At 49.1% G+C, this 20,904-nt stretch carries 9 protein-coding genes; 3 read left to right on the forward strand and 6 right to left on the reverse strand.

The features are described from left to right. Nucleotides 1-54 precede the first annotated feature (54 nt). Complete coding sequence (locus H6F72_RS16970; protein ID WP_190438027.1) at nt 55-669, forward strand: hypothetical protein; 615 nt, start codon at nt 55-57, stop codon at nt 667-669. A gap of 127 nt (nt 670-796) precedes the next feature. Here the strand turns inward: H6F72_RS16970 and H6F72_RS16975 are convergent, their stop codons facing one another. The 5 genes from H6F72_RS16975 to H6F72_RS16995 all read right to left on the reverse strand — a co-directional run bounded on the left by H6F72_RS16975 (nt 797) and on the right by H6F72_RS16995 (nt 17,052). After that, nucleotides 797-2,179: a PrsW family glutamic-type intramembrane protease gene (locus H6F72_RS16975; protein WP_190438030.1), complete on the reverse strand. Its 1,383-nt coding sequence runs from the start codon at nt 2,177-2,179 to the stop codon at nt 797-799. Between the two features lie 47 nt (nt 2,180-2,226). Next, a complete protein-coding gene (locus tag H6F72_RS16980; RefSeq protein ID WP_199299137.1) occupies nt 2,227-2,421 on the reverse strand; it encodes a hypothetical protein in 195 nt (64 codons plus the stop codon). 253 nt (nt 2,422-2,674) lie between these two features. Next, nucleotides 2,675-3,238: a peptide deformylase gene (gene def / locus H6F72_RS16985; protein ID WP_190438033.1), complete on the reverse strand. Its 564-nt coding sequence runs from the start codon at nt 3,236-3,238 to the stop codon at nt 2,675-2,677. A 245-nt stretch (nt 3,239-3,483) separates the two neighbouring features. Further along, a complete protein-coding gene (locus tag H6F72_RS16990) occupies nt 3,484-8,457 on the reverse strand; it encodes an S-layer family protein (RefSeq protein ID WP_190438036.1) in 4,974 nt (1,657 codons plus the stop codon). A 195-nt stretch (nt 8,458-8,652) separates the two neighbouring features. Next, nucleotides 8,653-17,052 carry a tandem-95 repeat protein gene (locus tag H6F72_RS16995; RefSeq protein ID WP_190438038.1) on the reverse strand — a complete coding sequence of 2,800 codons (8,400 nt, stop codon included), beginning with the start codon at nt 17,050-17,052 and terminating at the stop codon, nt 8,653-8,655. 179 nt (nt 17,053-17,231) lie between these two features. Between H6F72_RS16995 and H6F72_RS17000 the strand changes: the two genes are divergently transcribed. Together H6F72_RS17000 and H6F72_RS17005 are read left to right on the forward strand one after the other, a co-directional pair. Further along, nucleotides 17,232-18,134 carry a permease-like cell division protein FtsX gene (locus tag H6F72_RS17000; protein WP_190438041.1) on the forward strand — a complete coding sequence of 301 codons (903 nt, stop codon included), beginning with the start codon at nt 17,232-17,234 and terminating at the stop codon, nt 18,132-18,134. A gap of 8 nt (nt 18,135-18,142) precedes the next feature. Next, nucleotides 18,143-19,003 (forward strand): DUF3598 family protein, encoded by an 861-nt coding sequence (locus tag H6F72_RS17005; RefSeq protein WP_190438044.1) that lies wholly within the window; start codon nt 18,143-18,145, stop codon nt 19,001-19,003. A 10-nt stretch (nt 19,004-19,013) separates the two neighbouring features. On the opposite strand, the gene H6F72_RS17010 is transcribed toward H6F72_RS17005, so the two are convergent. Next, a complete protein-coding gene (locus tag H6F72_RS17010) occupies nt 19,014-20,723 on the reverse strand; it encodes an ATP-binding protein (RefSeq protein WP_190438047.1) in 1,710 nt (569 codons plus the stop codon). Nucleotides 20,724-20,904: the final 181 nt, after the last annotated feature.

Below are 20,904 nucleotides of genomic sequence, written 5' to 3' on the forward strand. Positions count from 1 at the left end.
CTTCCAAAAATCGGCGTGTAGCTACCCACGTCAAATGCAATCAGGAGTAGCACGATGAGAAACGGAACTATGCACTCAGACTATTTCGAGCACTCTCAATTCCAAGTTGAACTAGATGATTTACTAGAGGCTACTCTGAGCATCGATACTCCTTACCCTTGGAACATCGCAGACCCGGAAGCAGCGTCCTATCTGGAAAAGCTAGAGCAAGGATTTTCTCTAGATAACTGGCCTGAGGATGAAGTAGCAGCGCGATCGCAGGACTTCTTCGCTCGTCTAGATGGAATTTGGGCACAAAATTCTCTATCGCAGCGTTTTGCTACCTGGGCTCCTCAAAGTGTTTTAAACGCGATTGTGCAGCAAGCTCAAAAGCTGGTTGCTAGCAATTTGTCTCTCGCTGAGCAGCTAGTTCAGTGCGTGCAGCAAAGCTTACCTAATTGGGATGCTGATGACCTGCAAGTCTTAGCACGTCCGCTGGCTTATGCGATGCGGGGTGTAGAAGCAGAAACCACTGAAGTTGTGGAGTCTACGCTTAAGGCAGTGCGACCCGTAAGTTGGGAAGAGCTATCAGAACTGGAGCAGGCCCGTCTGAGCCTGTCGATCGCTCGTTGTGCTTTGGCTCAGCTGCATCAAACTGACAGCGCTCAAACTGATGAGAGTTGTGAATGATGAGCTAGGCATTGATAGTCTCCGTTGAGTTTTAGGTATAAAAGATTGCTTTCAATGATTCTATTCAAGCATCCTCTGAGAACTGCATCATCGCCCAACTGGGCGAACTGAGCTAAAAGTTCAAAGGCTAAGGAGACTTGGAAAGCCGAGTAGCAAAGTTTTGAGAGCGTGTCGGTGACAGTTGTCGAGCCTTGAGGATTGCTGCTGCCAAAAAAGCATAAGAGACAACTCCAACGATCATCAGCAGTAGAGCGTTAATGGTACCAGCTGCATTCCATAAAGCATGCAGGATCGCTGCGGTAAGATAGCCGATGCTGAGAATGAACCAACGTTTTCTAGGTTTGAGCACAGTGAGACCTACAAAATAACCTAGGTAGCCACTGTAAGCAATATGACCAGCCACAGAGCCCAGAACTCGTGGAATTAAGAGTTGGAGACCTTCTAGGGAACTAGACTGCTGCTCAATGTCTGGAACGTATTGGCCCAAAGTTTCTACTAGCGTAAATCCAGCGGCGGCAGCGGTGCCCAACAAAATGCCATCTAGAGGTTCCCAAACGCCAATTTGTTCTCGCCAGGGCGATCGCAGACAGCGACCGAGCCAGTAAGCTAGCAGGACGGGCAGAGCTTTTAGCAACTCCTCCATCAAGCCAGCCCCAAAGAACATGCTAGTGATGAGCCTGAGAAAACTAGTAGACTCATCTGGAATTGGTAAACGACCGGGAAGCACTTGGCGAAACAGCACAATGAAAGTCGATAGAATGGGACTCCGCAAAATGAGCACCATGACGCCTAGAGCCCCTAGTAGCACCCACCACGGCTTTCTTTTACCGCAGAGCTGATAAACGAGATAATAAGCTGCCCCGACTAGGTAGGTAGCAAGCAGCAGATTAAAGGCGACTGGCTGACCCACAGCGGCAAACATAAGCACGACAAAGCCGACTGTGACGATACCAGGAACTAAGTAGGCTTTGTGCGCTAGCTCTCTTCCAGTCGAAAGAATAGGAAATAGTTGCGTTAAAGTGACCGAGTCTGTCGCTACTAACCGAGGGCTTCTTAAGGGCGGTGCGGTGGCAGCAGACTGGAAGGGCACAGTATGGCTAGGCTGTGGCACGACCGCTAAATGGGAAGCAGCTGAAGGCTCGACTAAATGACACTCAAAAATAAATTCTGGGCCGTTACCACCGAGCCCAATGCGATCGCCGACCTGCAAAACTTGGCACCCCTGTAAGCGCTGTCCATTTAAGTAAGTGCCATTGGCGCTATTAAGGTCGCAAATTTCCCAGAGCGGTTCTTGAACTTGAGTTTTGAAGTTGAGGATGGGACGGATTTGAGCATGTCGTCGTGACACCATCCCAAACAAACTTGAGTCTAAAACAATCTGGCAATAAGTATCTCGTCCAACCGTTACTGATTGGGTGCGCGACAACGGGTAGCAAGGAGAATTCCGTTCTATAGAAGTTGCAGAAGGAACTTGCCAGAGGAAGGCGACGTAAGGATCTTGATCCGTCATCGTCACGAAGGCTGGGTTTTAAAAGCTAGGCTTATCTTGCCACACTTTCACTGGTTTGCCCTGGCATCTCGAACCGCTGCCAAGAAAAAGACTACAGTCAACGGGATGCTAATGGCCAGAATAATTCCGGTGACTAGTCCACCTAGATCTGGTTTTCCAGAAGATAGCTCAAATACAGAGCCAACCGCAGCGATCGCGGCTACGCAAGAACCGCCCAAGAATACACCACTTTTCGGGGTCAATGCTATTCAACCTTTAATCAAGCAACAATAGTAAAGAATAGATGCAATCAGTCACTAATGCTTAAAGAATGTAGGGCGGATCTATAAATAGCCCTTCAAATAGCCCTTCGGTCAATCACTAACTCAGCAACACTCTGGGCTTGATTCTGTGATTACGATTAACCTCTATGAGAGATTTGCAGGTTCGCGTACAAGCTCACGTAGAAAAATCTCATAGAGGCTACAGCGTCATTTCCGAATTTAGACAATCGCCCTAAGCAACAGGCTTCACAGCCTGAGCCGAAAACCCATACTTAGCCAGCTCTTGATTGAGTGCTAGGCCATTCTCGACTCGGTCTACAAATAACACACCGTTTAAGTGATCCATTTCATGCTGAATCGCCCGAGAGAGTAGTCCAGTTGCAGTTAGTTTCTGTGGCCGTCCATACTCGTCTTTATAAGACACCTCGACTGCCGCAGGTCGTTTGACATCTAGATAAACCCCTGGAATGCTGAGGCAGCCTTCTTGAGCTACACAAATATCGCGGCCCATGTGCTTGACGCTGGGATTGATCAAGATCAGCGGTTGATTAGTGGGGTCATCTGGTTCGCAATCTATGACAATCAGTTGTTTCTGCACAGCTACTTGGGGAGCAGCCAACCCAATACCATCAGCGCTGTACATGGTTTGGAGCATTTCACGTACTAAATCGCGGATTTCTGCATCCACTTTATTAATTCGCTTTGCTGGCTGGCGTAAGACGCGATCGCCAAGATGGTGAATTTCCAGAGGCGGATTATCTAACTTTTTCTTTTCGACAAGAACCTCAGAAGTCATGAACGTATGCTCGCAATTAGGGCTAAATTCCGGAATGATTCCGCTTTACATTCATCTTATCAACCCTTGCTCTGGATTGCCTGGGTAGAAAATGCCTAATTTGCGATCGCACCCGGCTGAACTGGGATTGCTTTAAAGACAAAAGAGGTGTGGTTTACCACACCTCTTCTCAATTAACACTAGTTGTCGATTCAACCTTTACTCAAGAGCAAGTTGAAATCAGCTTGGTTTCCAGTGGCCTCACTCTAAACTGTGAAATGGTTTTCGATGGAAACATTGAGCGTGTAACTATCATTCGCCGTGAGCGGTGTACCCGTGATTCCGCTGCCAATGGTGTTGGTTGACTCAACCTTGGCAACTCCAATAACGTAACGCCCTGGGGCATTAAAGTTATAGGTCAGATATGAATCATTCAAGGACGAACTACCAGCATCAGGGCTACCAGCATCATCATTTGTTGCTAAGAGAGTACCTCTGTTGTCAAAGAGGAATATCTCGGTATCCAAAGCCGCAGTACCACCCTGATCGGCAAAGTCAATATCAAAGATACCTTGGACAGAACCTTGCCCTGAGGCACTACCGATAATAAACGAGTAGTAGTCAAAGGAGCCATCTCCCCTAACTGAGACAGAGGTGTGCGGAATGGTTGTAGCAGCAGTGATGTTTTCGTTGGCGGCTAAGGAGAAATTAGAATCAATGCTCTGAGCCACGATCAAATTTACTGTCGCTGTCGCATTGCCGCCTGCGCCATCACTCACTGTGTAAGTGAAGCTATCACTGCCATTAGCGCCACTAGTAGCGTTGTAGACATAGGTACCATCAGGTCTAGCCTCCAAGCTACCACGGGTTGGCTGGGTGGTACTGGCGATCGTTAGGGTTCCCTCAACATCCGTATCATTGGCTAACAAGGTACCAGGAATGATGGTGGTTGAAGTCGTAGCATCTACTACTAATAGGTCAGCCGAAGCTTTGGGTAAGTCGTTGACAGCAGCAACCGTGATATTGACTGTGGCAGAAGCCGTTCCCCCATTGCCATCACTGATGGTGTAGGTGAAGCTATCAGAGCCGTTGAAGTTGGTCGTCGGGGTATAGCGGAAGGTACCGTTGTTGCTGATAACGGAGCCATTCGCAGGATTGGTATTTCCGGTAATTGACAGAGTGTTGCCCTCAACATCAGTGTCATTCGCTAGGGCTGCGATCGTGACTACTGTATCTTCGTTAGTTGTGACCGTATCACTGTTGGCAATCGGAGCATCATTGACCGGGGTGATGGTGACATTAACTGTGGCAGAAGCAGAGCCACCATTGCCATCACCGATGGTATAGGTGAAGCTGTCTGTGCCATTCGCATTCGCATTGGGCGTGTAAGTGAAGACGCCGTTGTTGCTGACCACAGAGCCCCGAGTGGGATTGACAGAGACCCCTGTAATCGAAAGGGGATTGCCTTCTACATCCGTGTCATTGGTCAGGACAGGGATGTTGACCTGTGTGTCTTCAGTGGTGCTTGCTGTATCGCTGATGGCAATCGGAGCATCGTTGACTGGAGTGATGGTGACATTAACTGTGGCAGAAGCAGAGCCGCCATTGCCATCACTGATGGTGTAGGTGAAGCTGTCTGAGCCATTCGCATTCGCATTGGGCGTGTAAGTGAAGACGCCGTTGTTGTTGACCACAGAGCCCCGGGTGGGATTGACAGAGACCCCTGTAATCGAAAGGGGATTGCCTTCTACATCCGTGTCATTGGTCAGGACAGGGATGTTGACCTGGGTGTCTTCAGGGGTGCTTGCCGTATCGCTGATGGCAATCGGAGCATCATTGACCGCGTTAACCGTGATGTTGACCGTTGCCGAGGCAGAGCCGCCATTGCCATCACTGATGGTGTAGGTGAAGCTGTCTGTGCCATTCGCATTCGCATTGGGCGTGTAAGTGAAGACGCCGTTGTTTTGGCTCAGGCTACCCTTGGTCGCCAGAGAGAAATTACTAACACTCAGAACATCGTTTTCAGCATCGGTGTCATTAGCAAAAGCATTAATCGTGACCACTGTGTCTTCAGGGGTGCTTGCTGTATCGCTGATGGCGATCGGAGCATCATTGACCGCGTTAACCGTGATGTTGACTGTGGCCGAGGCAGAGCCGCCATTGCCATCACTGATGGTGTAGGTGAAGCTGTCTGTGCCATTCACATTCGCATTGGGCGTGTAAGTGAAGACGCCGTTGTTGTTGACCACAGAGCCCCGAGTGGGATTGACAGAGACCCCTGTAATCGAAAGGGGATTGCCTTCTACATCGGTGTCATTGGTCAGGACAGGGATGTTGACCTGGGTGTCTTCAGGGGTGCTTGCCGTATCGCTGATGGCAATCGGAGCATCATTGACTGGGGTGATGGTGACATTAACTGTGGCAGAAGCAGAGCCGCCATTGCCATCACTGATGGTGTAGGTGAAGCTGTCTGTGCCATTCGCATTCGCATTGGGCGTGTAAGTGAAGACGCCGTTGTTTTGGCTCAGGCTACCTTTGGTCGCAAGGGAGAAATTACTAACACTCAGAACATCGCCTTCAGCATCCGTGTCATTGGTCAGGACAGGGATGTTGACCTGTGTGTCTTCAGTGGTGCTTGCTGTATCGCTGATGGCAATCGGAGCATCATTGACCGCGTTAACCGTGATGTTGACTGTGGCAGAAGCAGAGCCACCGTTGCTATCAGTAATGGTGTAGGTAAAGCTATCTGTGCCGTTGAAATTGGTGTTTGGGGTGTAGCGGAAGGTGCCATTTCCCTGATCAATTAGCTGACCATTCGTAGCTGAGGTACTGCTACTGAGGAAAAAGGTATCACCCTCAATGTCACTGTCGTTGGCTAAGACATTGACAATTGTGGCTTGTGTATCTTCATTAGTGCTTGCCGTATCGCTATTGGCAATGGGCAGGTCGTTCACCGCGTTAACAGTGATGTTGACGACGCCAGTAGTACTGCCTCCCCTGCCATCACTAATGGTGTAGGTGAAGCTATCAGACCCGTTGAAGTCAGGATTGGGTATGTAATTAAACGAGCCGTTGTTGCGACTGTCTACTGTACCGCTACTAGGCTGAGTGAAGCTAATAATTGCGATCGCGTCTTGGTCTGCATCTCTATCGTTGGTGAGTACATTAGTAATTAAAACCAACGAATCTTCATTCGTGGTTACTGCGTCACTACTCGCAACCGGAATATCGTTGACTGACGTAACATTGACGTTGACCGTAGCAGTCGCGGTTCCACCACTACCATCTGTAATGGTGTAGGTGAAGCTATCAGAACCGTTAAAGTTAGGGCTTGGAGTGTAAGTAAAGGTTTGATTGCCGTTATCTCTGATAGCACCATTTAATGCTGGACCAAAGCTATTGATTAGCAGTTGCTGTTGGTCTGCATCACTATCGTTTCTCAGGAGCTCATTAGGAGTAATGAGTAACTCTGTGTCTTCACTGGTCGTGAATGCATCATTGTTGGCAACAGGAATATCTTGAACTGAGTTGACAACTAGGGTGACAGTAGCAGTCGTAGAACTACCTTTGCCATCAGTAACGACATAAGTAAAGCTATCACTGCCACTAAAGTTGGCAGTAGGTGTGTATGTAAGACTCCCATTACTACTCGCTAGCACTCCCCGTCCCGGTTGGGAGAAGCTAGTAATTAAAGGGGTATCTTGGTCAGCATCGCTGTCATTAAGTAACAGATTGGCCTGAGTAAAGGTAACCGATGTATCTTCGTTTGTCGTAATAATATCGTTACCCGCGATCGGTGCGTCGTTGATCGCGTTAACGTTCAGAGTCACAACAGCAGTTGTATTACCACCGCGACCATCTGTAATGGTGTAAGTGAAGGTATCTGTGCCGTTGAAGTTGGACTTGGGGGTATAGATATAGGAGCCGCCAAGATCAACGAGCCTACCGTTTAGTGGCTGAGTAAAGCCTGTAATTAAGATAGGATTGCCATCAGCATCCGTGTCATTGCTTAACAGCGTAGCTCGACTGAAACTGACTTCCGTATCTTCGTTGGTACTGAAAGTATCGTTGCCCGCTATGGGTACATCATTGACGGAACGAACAGTGAGGTTGACGGTACTAGCGACTGTAGTACCATTGCCGTCTGTAATGGTGTAAGTGAAGCTATCTGTGCCGTTGAAGTTGGACTTGGGATTGTAGATAAAGGTGCCATTGCCCAAGCCCTCGACCGTGCCATTGGCAGGTTGCACGAAGTTATCGAAGAAGAAGGTGTCTCCCTCAGGATCGAAATCGTTCCTCAGTAGCTCGGTGCTAGTGAAGCTAAGCGCAGTGTCTTCGTTGGTAGTAAACGCGTCATTACCTGCAACCGGAGTATCTGGGCTGGGGTTAATGGTAATGGTGACAGTACTACTCGCTACACCACCATAACCATCACTCACTGTGTAGGTGAAGCTATCAGTTCCCTCATAGTTAAGCTCTGGGGTGTAGGAGAATGTCCCATCGGTATTAGTCGTCAGCGACCCATGAGCAGGACTAGTGAAACCTGCAATGACCAGTGGATCACCATCGCGATCGCTGTCATTGGCCAAGAGACTGGGGAGGAGTGTAAGAGTATCTTCATCAACAGTAAAGCTCTCACTACCAGCAACCGGAGGCGTATTTATCGCAGTTCGTCCCTCCTTAATTCCGAAAAAGACGAAATGTCGGAAGCCACTGGCAAAAGAGCCACTCGCAACAGCTGCCGCGACGTCTGAGTTGTGTTCTAGATAGAATCGCTCGTTATAAAAAATACTTGGATTGCGAGTCTGAGTAGTATCAGCCTCAAACTGACCAAAACGAATAAAGTGCTCGAAGCCACTGTTAAAGACGCTTGCCTTAACTGCTGAGAGGACATCTGGGTTATTGGCCAGATAATATGCCTCATCAAACAGAAAACTGGGAGAACGAGTTGGACTGTTCCCAAGCTCAAACTGACCAAACTGAATGAAGTGCTGAAACCCGTTAGGAAAGAAGCCTTGCCGAACAGCTTCCGCTACATCCGGGTTATTGGTTAGATAAAACGCCTCATCAAATAAGGGGCTAGGGTTGCGGCTAGGGCTGTTGACAACTTCAAACTGACCAAATTGAATAAAGTGTTCAAAACCACTGATAAAAAAACCTTGCCGGACAGCCTCTGCTACGTCCGGATTATTCACGAGATAGAAGCTCTCATCAAATAGGTCGCTAATACTCAAACTCATGCAATTTACCTACTGAAGCGTGAAGTGAAGACGAAGCGCTCCATCAAACTCTAGCGATAGTTGGAATTTGCGATGGAGCGCCAGAAATGCTAGTTCGCGATCCTGATGAATTACGTAACTAGCTAGGAAACACTGCCCCTTCCGCGATCGCAGTTGAGGCAGTGTTACAGCTATAGAGTGATAGCCTCCAGATTATTAGACAAACGGATGACCTTCAACAGAAACTTGCAGGGTATAAGTTTGCCCAGGATTTGGTGGATTACCAAATAACTGACCACCAGAGAAGCCAGCTCCAGATTGGCTAACCCCCACAATGTAGACTTGGTTCGCAGTCAGGTTAGTTGCTTTGATGTAAGCATCGGCTCCAGAGGCACTACCAAGGCCACCATTACTGGTTGACGCATTGTCATTCTGTACTACTAAAGCTCCTGTCTGATCAAAGAGGAAGAGTTGCGTATCGATTGACCCTGTTGCTTTCACACCAAAGTCAATGTCCAGAATCGCGGTCGGACCTCCTGCTGTAAATGAGTAGTAATCAAATGTCCCATCTCCTGTAGCAGAGACAGTTGCGTGAGGAATCGTCGTCGAATTCTCGATATTGTTATCGGAACTCTTCGAGAAGATGAACGGGCTATCTAGATTGCGAGCTACCACAAGATTGACAGTACCCGTAGCAGTACCACCCTGAGGATCGCGAACGATGTAGCTAAAGCTATCGTTGCCATTGAAGCCTGACCTTGGTGTGTAATTGAACCCACCATTCCCACGAGTGATAGTGCCGTTCACAGGTGAGCTAGCGAGACCAACAATCCTCAAGCTGCTTTGTAGATCATCATCATCAAAGTCATTAGCTAGGAGATTCGTATCGCTGAGCGTACGCGACGCACCTTCTCCCACTACAAAGTAGTCAGTACTCGTAATCGGCAAGTCATTCACAGGCGCGATCGCGACATTGACTGTAGCAGTCGCCGAGCCACCACGACCATCCGAGACCGTGTAGGTGAAGCTATCTGTGCCACTGAAGTTGGGATTGGGATTGTAGTTAAAGGTGCCATCGCCGTTGTCAGTAACAGCGCCGTTGCTGCCCTGTGTAGAACCAGCGATCGTGAGGAAATCACCGTCTACATCCGTGTCGTTTGCCAATACGTTAACGGTGACAGCCGCATCCTCATTAGTCGTAACAGCATCGTTCACCGCGATCGGTAGATCGTTAACTGGGCTAATAGTGATGTTGACCGTAGCCGCCGCAGTACCACCGTTGGCATCATTCACCACATAAGTGAAGCTATCAGAGCCGTTGGCATTGGCATTCGGAGTGTAAGTGAAACTGCCATTCCCTGCACTTGTGATACTCCCCTTACCAGGGTCAGTGAAGTTAATCACAATGAGCGAATCACCATCGGCATCAGTGTCATTAGTAAACACATTAAATGTCGCCGGGGTGTCCTCATTAGTGGTCACACTGTCGTTGCCCGCGAGCGGAGCGTCATTCACAGGATTAATCGTGACATTCACAGTACCGGTTGATGTGCCACCTCTGCCATCTGTAATGCTGTAGGTAAAGCTATCTGTACCGTTAGCATTGGGATTTGGTGTGTATGTAATGGTGCCGTTGTTATTGCGCACCACACCCCGACTAGCTGGACCAAAATTGAACAGCGTGATTGGGTCACCGTCAGCATCCGTGTCATTGGTAATGACATTGATCGTGCCAGAAGCATCCTCATTGACGGTCAAGACATCGTTGACAGCCACTGGTAAATCGTTGACAGAGGCGATGTTGATCGTGACCGTTGCACTGGCAGAGCCACCATTGCCATCATCAACGACGTAGGTGAAGCTGTCGCTGCCGTTAGCATTCGGGCTCGGCTGATAGCTGAAGGCGCCGTTGTTGAACGTCAATGCTCCCTTGGTGGTCTCCGTGAAGCTAATCACCGTTAGTGTATCCCCATCAGCATCCGTGTCATTGGCCAGGATATTGATAGGAGTAGCCGCAGCATCTTCATTGAGGCTGAGGGTGTCATTGCGAGCAATGGGAGCATCGTTAATCGAGTTAACCCCAACACTGACCGTGGCAGTGGCAGTGGCACCAGCAGCATCACGAACAGTGTAGGTGAAGCTGTCAGAGCCGTTGAAGTTGGTCAGCGGTTGGTAGGAGAAGTTGCCGTTGCCGAGGTTTCTCACCGTACCGCGACCCGCTTGAGTGAAGCTGAGGACGCTAAAGGTGCTGTCGGCATCCGTGTCATTGGCAATGACGTTGATGCTACCCGTCGTATCTTCGTCCAGCGTCAAGCTGTCGTTCACCGCGAGCGGAGCATCATTGAGGGAGCGAATGACGATGTTGACCGTGGCAGAAGCAGAGCCGCCTTGACCATCATCAACGATGTAGGTGAAGCTGTCGCTGCCGTTGGCATTCGGACTCGGCTGATAGGTGAAGGTGCCGTTGGCGTTGTCGGTGAGCGTTCCTCGGGTGGCATCTGTGAAGCTGACGATGGTGAGGGGGTCGCGGTCTACATCGGTGTCATTGGCAATGACGTTGATGAGAATCGCTGCGTTGTCCTCGTTGATCGTCTGACTGTCATTGCGAGCAATGGGAGCATCGTTAATCGAGTTGACTCCGACACTGACCGTGGCCGTGGCAGTGGCACCAGCAGCATCACGAACGGTGTAGGTGAAGCTGTCAGAACCGTTGAAGTTGGTCAGCGGTTGGTAGGAGAAGTTACCGTTGCCGAGGTTCCTCACCGTACCGCGACCCGCTTGAGTGAAGCTGAGGACGCTAAAGGTGCTGTCAGCATCCGTGTCATTGGCAATGACGTTGATGCTACCCGTCGTATCCTCGTCCAGCGTCAAGCTGTCGTTCACCGCGAGCGGAGCGTCATTGAGGGAGCGAATGACGATGTTGACCGTGGCAGAAGCAGAGCCGCCTTGACCATCATCAACGATGTAGGTGAAGCTGTCGCTGCCGTTGGCATTCGGACTCGGCTGATAGGTGAAGGTGCCGTTGGCGTTGTCGGTGAGCGTTCCTCGGGTGGCATCTGTGAAGCTGACGATGGTGAGGGGGTCGCGGTCTACATCGGTGTCATTGGCAATGACGTTGATGAGAATCGCTGCGTTGTCCTCGTTGATCGTCTGACTGTCATTGCGAGCAATGGGAGCATCGTTAATCGAGTTGACTCCGACACTGACCGTGGCCGTGGCAGTGGCACCAGCAGCATCACGAACGGTGTAGGTGAAGCTGTCAGAACCGTTGAAGTTGGTCAGCGGTTGGTAGGAGAAGTTACCGTTGCCGAGGTTCCTCACCGTACCGCGACCCGCTTGAGTGAAGCTGAGGACGCTAAAGGTGCTGTCAGCATCCGTGTCATTGGCAATGACGTTGATTCTGCCTAGGGTGTCTTCGTCTAGGGTTAGCTCATCATTGACGGCCAGAGGAGCGTCATTGAGGGAACGAATGACGATGTTGACCGTGGCACTCGCAGAGCCACCTTGCCCATCATCGATGACGTAGGTAAAGCTGTCAGAGCCGTTAGCATTGGGATTCGGCTGGTAGCTGAAGGTACCATTGTCGACGAGTAGCGTCCCCTTGGTGGTCTCTGTGAAATTAATCACAGTCAGCGCGTCCCCATCAGCATCGGTGTCATTGACCAGGATGTTGATAGGAGTAGCCGCAGCGTCTTCGTTAATCGTCAGGGTGTCATTGCGGGCAATGGGAGCATCGTTAACCGAGTCGACAGTGACATTCACTGTGCTTGTGGCAGTAGCGCCTCTGCTATCACGAATGGTGTAGGTGAAGCTGTCAGAGCCGTTGAAGTTAGTCAGTGGTTGGTAGGAGAAGTTACCATTGCCGAGGTTTCTCACCGTGCCACGGCCCGCTTGAGTAAAGGTGAGAACACCAAATGTATCGTTATCAACGTCGCTATCATTAGCTAGGACGTTGATGGTGCCTAGGGTGTCTTCGTTGGTAACTAGGTCATCACTAATGGCTGTTGGAGCGTCATTGCCAGGCCGAATGGTGAGATTGACAGTTGCTGTGGCTGTGCCTCCGCGACCATCATCAATGACATAGGTGAAGCTATCAGAGCCATTGAAGTTTTCATTGGCTTGATAAGTGAAGGTGCCATCAGCATTGGGTGTCAGGGTACCATTGGCAACTTCAGTAAACTCAGCTACATTGAGCGGATCACGTTCAAGGTCAGTGTCGTTAGCTATCACATTAAAGGTGAACGCTGTGTCTTCATTACCTGTGAACCTGTCATTTCTAGCAACTGGTGCGTCGTTGACGTCCTCTACGGTAATGTTAACGGTGGCTAGAGCGGTGCCGCCTCTGCCGTCATTGACTCGGTAGGTAAAGCTATCGCTGCCGAAGAAGTTGAGCCTTGGTGTGTAAGTAAAGACGCCGTTGTTGTTGTTGACAACGCTACCATTTCTAGGATTAGTCCCTACAGAGAATGCTAGTGAGTCACCATCGACATCGCTGGCATTATCTAGCAGGTTAATGGCGATCGCGGTTTCTTCACCGGTGCTGACATCTTCATTCGTTGCGACAGGCCGATCATTAACAGGTGTGACTGTTAGCAGAACCGTCGCTTCAGCTGTACCCCCTTTAAGATCATCAACTACATAAGTGAAGCTGTCAGTGCCGCTAAAGTTAGTAGTTGGTGTGTACGAGAACGTGCCATTACCGTTATTAACAACAGTGCCGTTAGTTGGGTCAGTGTTGCTTGACACGGAGAGGGGGTCACGATCAACGTCAGTGTCGTTGGCTAATACATTTGGAATCGTGACGCTGCCTGGGTCTTCGGTAGTTGTAAAGCTATCGTTGCGGCCTACTGGTATGTCATTGACGTTAGCAACAGTAATTGAAACTGTAGAAGTGGCCGTTCCTCCCCTACCGTCGTTAACTGTGTAGGCGAAGCTATCACTGCCAGAGAAGTTAACATTTGGTGTGTAGTTAAAAGTTCCATCACCGTTGTTGGTAACCGCTCCATTTCTAGGATTGGTTGCAGTAGCAAACGTGAGAACATCCCCATCAACATCACTGGCATTATCAGTGAGGTCAATTGTGATTGCTTCTTCCTCATTCGTGGTAACTGCATCAGGCGTTGCTGTAGGCCGATCATTAATTGGGTTGACCGTCATGATGACCGTAGCTGAACTGATGGCACCGCTTGGATCAGCAACGGTATAGGTAAAGCTATCTGTCCCACTAAAGTCAGTGGGAGCCTGGTAAGTGAAGCTGCCATTGTTATTGACAACGACAGTTCCACCTTGGGCGCTGTTAGTGTCAGAAACGCTAACAATCAGGCGATCGCCATCAATATCAGTGTCGTTTCTTAGTACCCCATTCGTAGCAGTGATCGAGAGCCGAGTGTCTTCATTAACGGTGTAGGCGTCATCCCGCGCTGTAGGAGCATCGTTAACGGGCCCGATCGTAAGATTGACAACGCCGTTTGCAGTACCACCTCGACCATCACTAATCGTGTAGGTAAAGCTATCTGTTCCACTGATGTTGGTGTTTGGTGTGTAGAGATAGGTGCCATCTCCTTGATCTACCAGTGAGCCCCGGCCTGGTTGAGCAAAGCTGGTAATAAACGGGATGTCCCCGTCTGGATCAGAATCATTACCGAGCAACGTCGGATCAATCGTGATCAGAGTTTGAGTGTCTTCATTGACAGCGATCGCATCGTTGCCCGCAATGGGAGCATCATTAGTCGAATTGACAACAATGTTAACCGTTGCGCTAGCTGTGCCGCCGTTAGCGTTATCTCTAATTGTGTAGGTAAAGCTATCACTACCGTTAAAGTTGGCATTAGGCGTGTATGTGAAGGTGCCAGCGCCATTACGGCTTAGACTGCCTTGGGTAGGTTGGCTAAACGTATTGATGCTAAACGGATCGCCGTCACCATCATTGTCATTCGCCGTAAGAAGATTACTGCCAAAACTGAGTTGTGCATCCTCATTAGTTGTGATCGCATCGTTATTAGCAACCAGAGGATCTTGAACAGAGTTGACGATGATGCGAACAGTCGTTGAAGCTACGCCACCATTGCCATCACTGATGGTGTAGCTGAAGCTATCGGAGCCATTGAAGTTAGCCCTGGGCGTATAAACAAACGTGCCATCACCTGTACTAGTCAGTGATCCGTTGGTTGGCTGCGTGTTGCTAAGCAGCGTAATCAGGTCACCCTCAGTATCAGTGTCATTGGCAAGTACGTTGAAGCTAGCGCTAGCCGTATCTTCATCCGTCGTGACACTATCAGCATTAGCAACCGGAGGTCCATCGTTAACTGAATTAATGGTCAGATTAACGACTCCCAAGGCAGTACCACCGTTGCCGTCGCTGACAACGTAGGTAAAGCTATCCGTGCCGTTGACATTGGCGTTCGGTGTGTAGGTAAAGGTGCCGTTATTGTTGGTTAACGAACCCCTAGAGGGCAAACCTACGCTCGTAATGGAAAGAAGATCACCTGGATCTGGATCGCTGTCATTATTTAAAAGAGCCGCACCGCTGATCAGAACTGCTGTGTCTTCGTTCGTGGTAAAGGCGTCACTAACAGGTACGGGAGGTCCATCATTAACTGGAGCAACTGTAAGGTTGACTGTGGCAGAAGTATTACCACCTTTGCCGTCGGTGATGGTGTAACTAAAGCTATCTGTACCACTGTAATTGGGGCTAGGCGTATAGGTCAGGAATCCATTGCCGTTGTCAACAACTCGACCATTCCCTGCTTGCGAAAATCCAGTAATGATCTTGGGATCTCCATCGGCATCGGAATCATTCGCTAATAAATTAGCAGTGCTAATGGCGAATGCCGTATCTTCAGTCGCACTAACAGCATCATTGGTTGCTACAGGGACGTCGTTAATGGAATTAACGATTAGCCTAACGGTGGCGGTTGCACTGCCACCTGCACTATCCTGAATCCTGTAAGTAAAGCTATCGGTGCCGTTAAAGTTAGGTCCAGGGTTGTAAGTGAAGGTTCCATCCCCATTGCCAACGACGCTGCCTCGGCTAGGTTGAGTAAAGCCGTTTAGGAAGATTTGATCGCCATCTGGATCAGTATCATTCCTGGTTAAGTCAGTAAACCTGAATGGGAATGGTGTGTCTTCATTCGTGGTAAACGCGTCGTCACCAGCGATCGGTGCGTCTTGAATTGAGTTGACAGTAATGTTGACTGTTGCAGTCGCTGTGCCTGTGCGCCCATCGCTAACGACATAAGTAAAGCTATCATTACCGCTAGTATTAGCGTTTGGTGTGTAAGTTAAGGTGCCGTTGCTGTTGGTAACACTACCTTTGCTAGGTTGACCAAAACTAACCAGGGTCAGTGGATTACCATCTGGGTCACTGTCATTGGCCAAGGGATTGACTGTGCCCGGCGTATCTTCGTTGATCGTCAGCGCATCATTGTTCGCGACTGGGTCTAGGTTAACTAAGTTAACGGTTAAGTTAACGGTGGCAGTGGCGGTTCCTCCTTTCCCATCACTAACGAGATAGGTAAAGCTATCAGTACCAAAAAATCTTGCTGTAGGGTTGTAAGTAAAAGCACCATTGTTACTAGTGATCGTGCCGTTAGTAGGCTGACGACCGACCCCTGTTACTAAGAGAGTATCCCCATCCCCATCACTGTCATTGATGAGTAAGTTAGCAAAGCTAAGAATAAGAGGTGTATCTTCATTCCCTGTGGCAGTATCGTTTCCAGCAGTAGGAACATCATTGACTGGATTGACTGTGAGGGTGACTGTACTGCTCGCTACTCCACCAAAACCATCACTAACCGTGTAGGTAAAGAAATCAGTGCCGCTGAAGTTGGGGCTAGGAGTGTAGGTAAATGTGCCATCTCGGTTGTCAACCAATGTCCCATTAGCAGGGAGCGTGAAACCTGCGATCGCAAGTGCGTCTCCATCGCGATCGCCATCGTTTGCTACCAGGATAGGCGTGATCGTGACACTATCTTCGTTTGCAGTAAAACTATCCCCATTAGCAACTGGCGGCGTATTAATAGCAGCGCGACCTTCTCGCCGACCAAATAGGATGTAATGCCGGAAACCACTCTCAAAAAATCCACTTGTAACCGCATTGGCTACATCTGTGTTGTGGGCTAAATAGAACTGCTCGTTGTAGAGAAGACTAGGATCGCGGGTTCCAACTGTATCAGTCTCGAACTGACCGAAGCGAACAAAATGTTCGTATCCACTACTGAATTGCCCGCCTTGAACCCCTGAGGTGACATCTGTGTTATTGGCTTGGTAGAAAGCCTCATTAAATATAGGGCTGGGAGAGCGCGAGGAGGGAGCTTCTACTGATCCAGGATTTTGGCCCAACTCAGATTGCCCAAACTGAATGAAGTGCTGAAACCCACTCCTAAACACTCCTGCTTGGACAGCTGCTGCAATATCTGGATTGTTGGTCAGATAATGACGTTCGTCATAGAGAGGACTAGGAGCACGACTAGGGCTGCTACTTAACTCAAACTGGCCAAACTGAATGAAGTGCTCAAAACCACTGCTAAAAAATCCTTGGCGAACGGCTTCTGCGACATCTGGATTGTTGAAGAGGTAATAACTCTCCTCGAACAGGTCGCTGATACTCAGGGTCATGCAATTTACCTACTACTGAAGCGCGAAGTTAAGATGAAGAGCTGAAATACAAACAAAACTGAAAATTTTTAAAGAGGCACCAATATGAATCAGGATGGACAGAATTGGTGTCAGAATTAACACTGTGACGATCTAAAAATTATTTCGAATTGTCAGTAACTCCAAAGGCGTAGGGAAATGTGTTTCGATTTCTAACGAAGTTGGACTATTTATTGCGAGAGACACTGCTTGGCCTTCGTCGGGGAGGGTGGATGAACTGGGCTGCGGTCAGCACTGTAACTGTGTTGCTCTTCCTGTTTGGCATTAGCTTACAAGCTTCTTGGCAACTGGAAGGCCTGTTGGGTCAGTTTGGTAGCCAGTTAGAGGTGTCGGTTTACCTGAATACAGGGGTGGAGGCAACAACACTGGAACCTATTGTGGAAGCACTGCCAGAAGTAATTGCTGTAAAAGCAATTACTAAAGAGGAGGCTTGGGCCGCGTTAGTCAAAGAAATGGGAATCTCAGACATTGCGGGCGCAACGCAGCAGTTAAACGGCAATCCCCTTGTAGATGAACTCAAGGTGAAAGCCCGCACCTCTGAGGGCGTACCAACTTTAGCCGAGCAATTGAGAAAATTGCAAGGTGTTGAAGAAGTTCGATACGTGGATGAAGCCGTTAAGCGTATTGCTCAACTCAATCAGGGATTGAATTGGATTAGCTTCACGATTACAAGCGTATTAACACTGACTGCGATCGCCGTAATTACAACCACGATCCGCCTAATTGTGATGGCAAGGCGCCGGGAGATCGAAATCATGCAGTTGGTGGGAGCCACTACAGCCTGGATTTATCTACCCTTTATCTTGCAAGGGATTACTTTTGGCATTGCTGGTGCAGTTGTGGCTTGGGGTTTGATTAGCGCTGTCCAGCATTTCCTCGGAAACCTGTTAGCACAACAACCCGACCTGATCCAGTTTCTAACAGATGGCGTACAACTCAGCCCTATTAAGCTGCTCTTATTGCCGTTAGTCCTCCTCAGCTTCGGCGGGTTAGTCGGTCTCATGGGTAGTTTATTTGCGGTGCGTCGCTTTGCCGTTCGCTAAGGGTGAAGATGAAGTCTCAGTGGGAGTGCTTGCTAGAAAATCTAGGGGAGTGGCAGGGATCATTTATCCAGCTTGGGTCTGACGGAGAAGTCTTAGCGAATACGCCTACCCTGGTTGCCTTTGAAGGGATTAATGATAATCAAACGATGCGGCAATTGGTGCGCCGCTTTCTGCCAAGTCAAGACGCTTCTGGAAAGCCAGAAATCCAGGACAAGATTTTAGAATACAGCTCTCTTAACCGTGGGACTCTCTTCTTTGAAAATGGTGCTTTCTCGCAAGGCTCCATGCAGTTCGGGCCGTTTGCTGACTTTGGTGCCGAGTTAGGTCTAATTGCTGGAGACCGACGATTACGTTTGGTGCAGTTATTTAACCGAGATGGAAATTTCCACCAGTTGACCCTGATTCGAGAAACCCGAACTGGAACGGAAGTGTTTGAGCGGCCTCTGCTACGGTTGCCTGACTTGTTGGGGGAATGGCAGGGAGAGGCTGTAACCATTTATCCGGATTGGCGATCGCCTGATACCTATCCCACTCGCTTAAAGCTGCATCAAGAGAGTCCTGAGCGACTAGTACAGCAATTAACTTTTGGAATAGGGAATGCAGCTCGGACCATCACTTCAACAGCAAGGATTGATGGGTCTATCCTTCATTTTGACCAAAGTGCTCAGGCAGTACGGGTTTTGTTGTTACCCAATGGGGCTTCTTCTAATTGTCCTCAGCATCTGAAAGTAGGGCAGCCGTTTGTCCTAGAGGTTGGCTGGTTAATTGAGCCTGATTTGCGTCAACGCATGGTCCGCCGCTACGATGCCCAGGGAGGTTGGAGCAGCCTCACCCTAGTGACCGAGCAGAAAATTTTGGCTGCCAACTGAGTTACCTGAATCAGTCGATACTGACGCCTCTAAAGGTTGTTGGACGTTTGCGTCCTACCACAGGCGCGACCTCAACTTCACGCTCTTGAACTCGATGGGGCTGGAAGTACTTTTGCCACATATCGGGAGCATTCAAAGTTTCACCACCGTGAGATGTGAGACGTTGCCGCACTTTACAGAGCACTGGCGTATTGATGCAAGCTCCTGAAATAATCACTTGTCCCTTAGTCAGGGCAGGTAACTCCTTCAGTAAGTCTCGACCTGCTGCTTCAACGCCGTACTTCAAACTTTCCTGATCTACTGGGTTAACAATCCGCATCAGAAACTGACTCATACATTGGGACAGAACGTCAGCATCCAACTTGCCAGGACGCTGCGTGATCAGCCCTACCCCTAAGCCAAATTTGCGACCCTCGCTCAAGATTGTCCGCAAGACAGCTTTACAACGAGAAGGCTCGTGAGCTGGAGCAAAGCGATGAGCCTCTTCAATCAAAATAAACACAGGGTAGGGCAAATAGTTTTCATCTTCAGGTGTCAGCAGTTCCTTCTGCGTGTTCATGCGAGCATGATTGGCTTGACGCAAGACAGCCGCACAGATCACCTGTTGTTCTTCTTGGCTAATCTCGTTCATTTGCAACACAGTGACTTGTCCGGGGGCAAACAAGTCTTTAGGAGTCAGGTGCTCGAAGGCATGAAAATAAGGCGATCGCTCCAGTCGCTCTAACTTCCATTCCAGAGCAGGGGCTGAAGAACCTGCTTTCTCATTCCCTTCTTCATCGGTTTGCTTATCTGCTTCATAGACCGCAGCAATTAAGTCTTGTACGTCCCAGCGGTACTCGCCACGTTTATGCCGTTTGACTAAGTTGAAAGCTTTGTTCAAAATCGACTGCTGGCGATCGCTCATCTCTGGCAACAACATCAAAATGTCGTAATAGTCCAAAGAAGAAATGCGAATTCGGATACTATCGGGCCGTAAAATCTTCACTTCAGGCGAGTAGCCATCGGCAGCAAAGGCAGGATGGCCGCGCATTTGCTCCAGTGTGCTGTATTCACCGTGAGGATCGAAAATTAGTACCGCTGCTCGATTATAGGGCCGCAACAATTCCTCAACGAGCACCCCAGCAGTGTAGGACTTACCAGATCCTGTACCCGCTAGAATCGCCATGTGTGTGCTCACCAACTCTTTCACATCTAGCACAATCGGCACCGCTTCACCTTCGCGCAGCAAAATTGAACCGATCTGGGCTGCTCCAATGTCATCAGGCTGCTTTTTGTTGAGAATGCTTTGAAGAAGTGCGTCGCTGGCTAAATGAACTTTGGCCCCTGGATCAGGGCTTTTACGAGGATTCATGAACCCCAGATTACGATCGAAATAACCAATGACTTCGACAGTTACCTCGTAAATCTCGGGATTGGGATAGGCAAAACCCACCAAAGCTGCGATCGCGTCTGGACTAATTTCTGTATCGGCAAAAATGCGATCTGGTAGGTGATCAATCAACCGCAGAGCAGCAATTTTGCCCAAAATTTGAAGCGTGATTTGTGCCTTATCTCCGGCTGCTTTAAGGGCGGTCTCATAGTAGACAAACTCACCAATCTTGACCTGCTGATTGTCCGTAGTGATAAACACGTACTGATTCCCATTCTCCCCTGGCCCTTTTACTGTTCCAATCACGTTGGGGATAGGCTGCATAGCCGAAGAAAGTTGTTGTGAGTTCATACGGAGTCTCTACAGCAAGAGCAGTTCTTATGTATCAACATAACGGTAAAGCTGGCAATATTTGCCTCTAATCAAAAATCGCCGCGAAATCACGGTTACTTTTACCACTGAGGCCAGGGTAATCTGAGCGAGCGGAATATTAAGAACAAGCAAAGAATAAGCCCGAAAAACAACTCTTGAC

Origin of the sequence: Trichocoleus sp. FACHB-46 (assembly GCF_014695385.1) — a bacterium.
Classification (GTDB): Bacteria; Cyanobacteriota; Cyanobacteriia; order FACHB-46; family FACHB-46; genus Trichocoleus.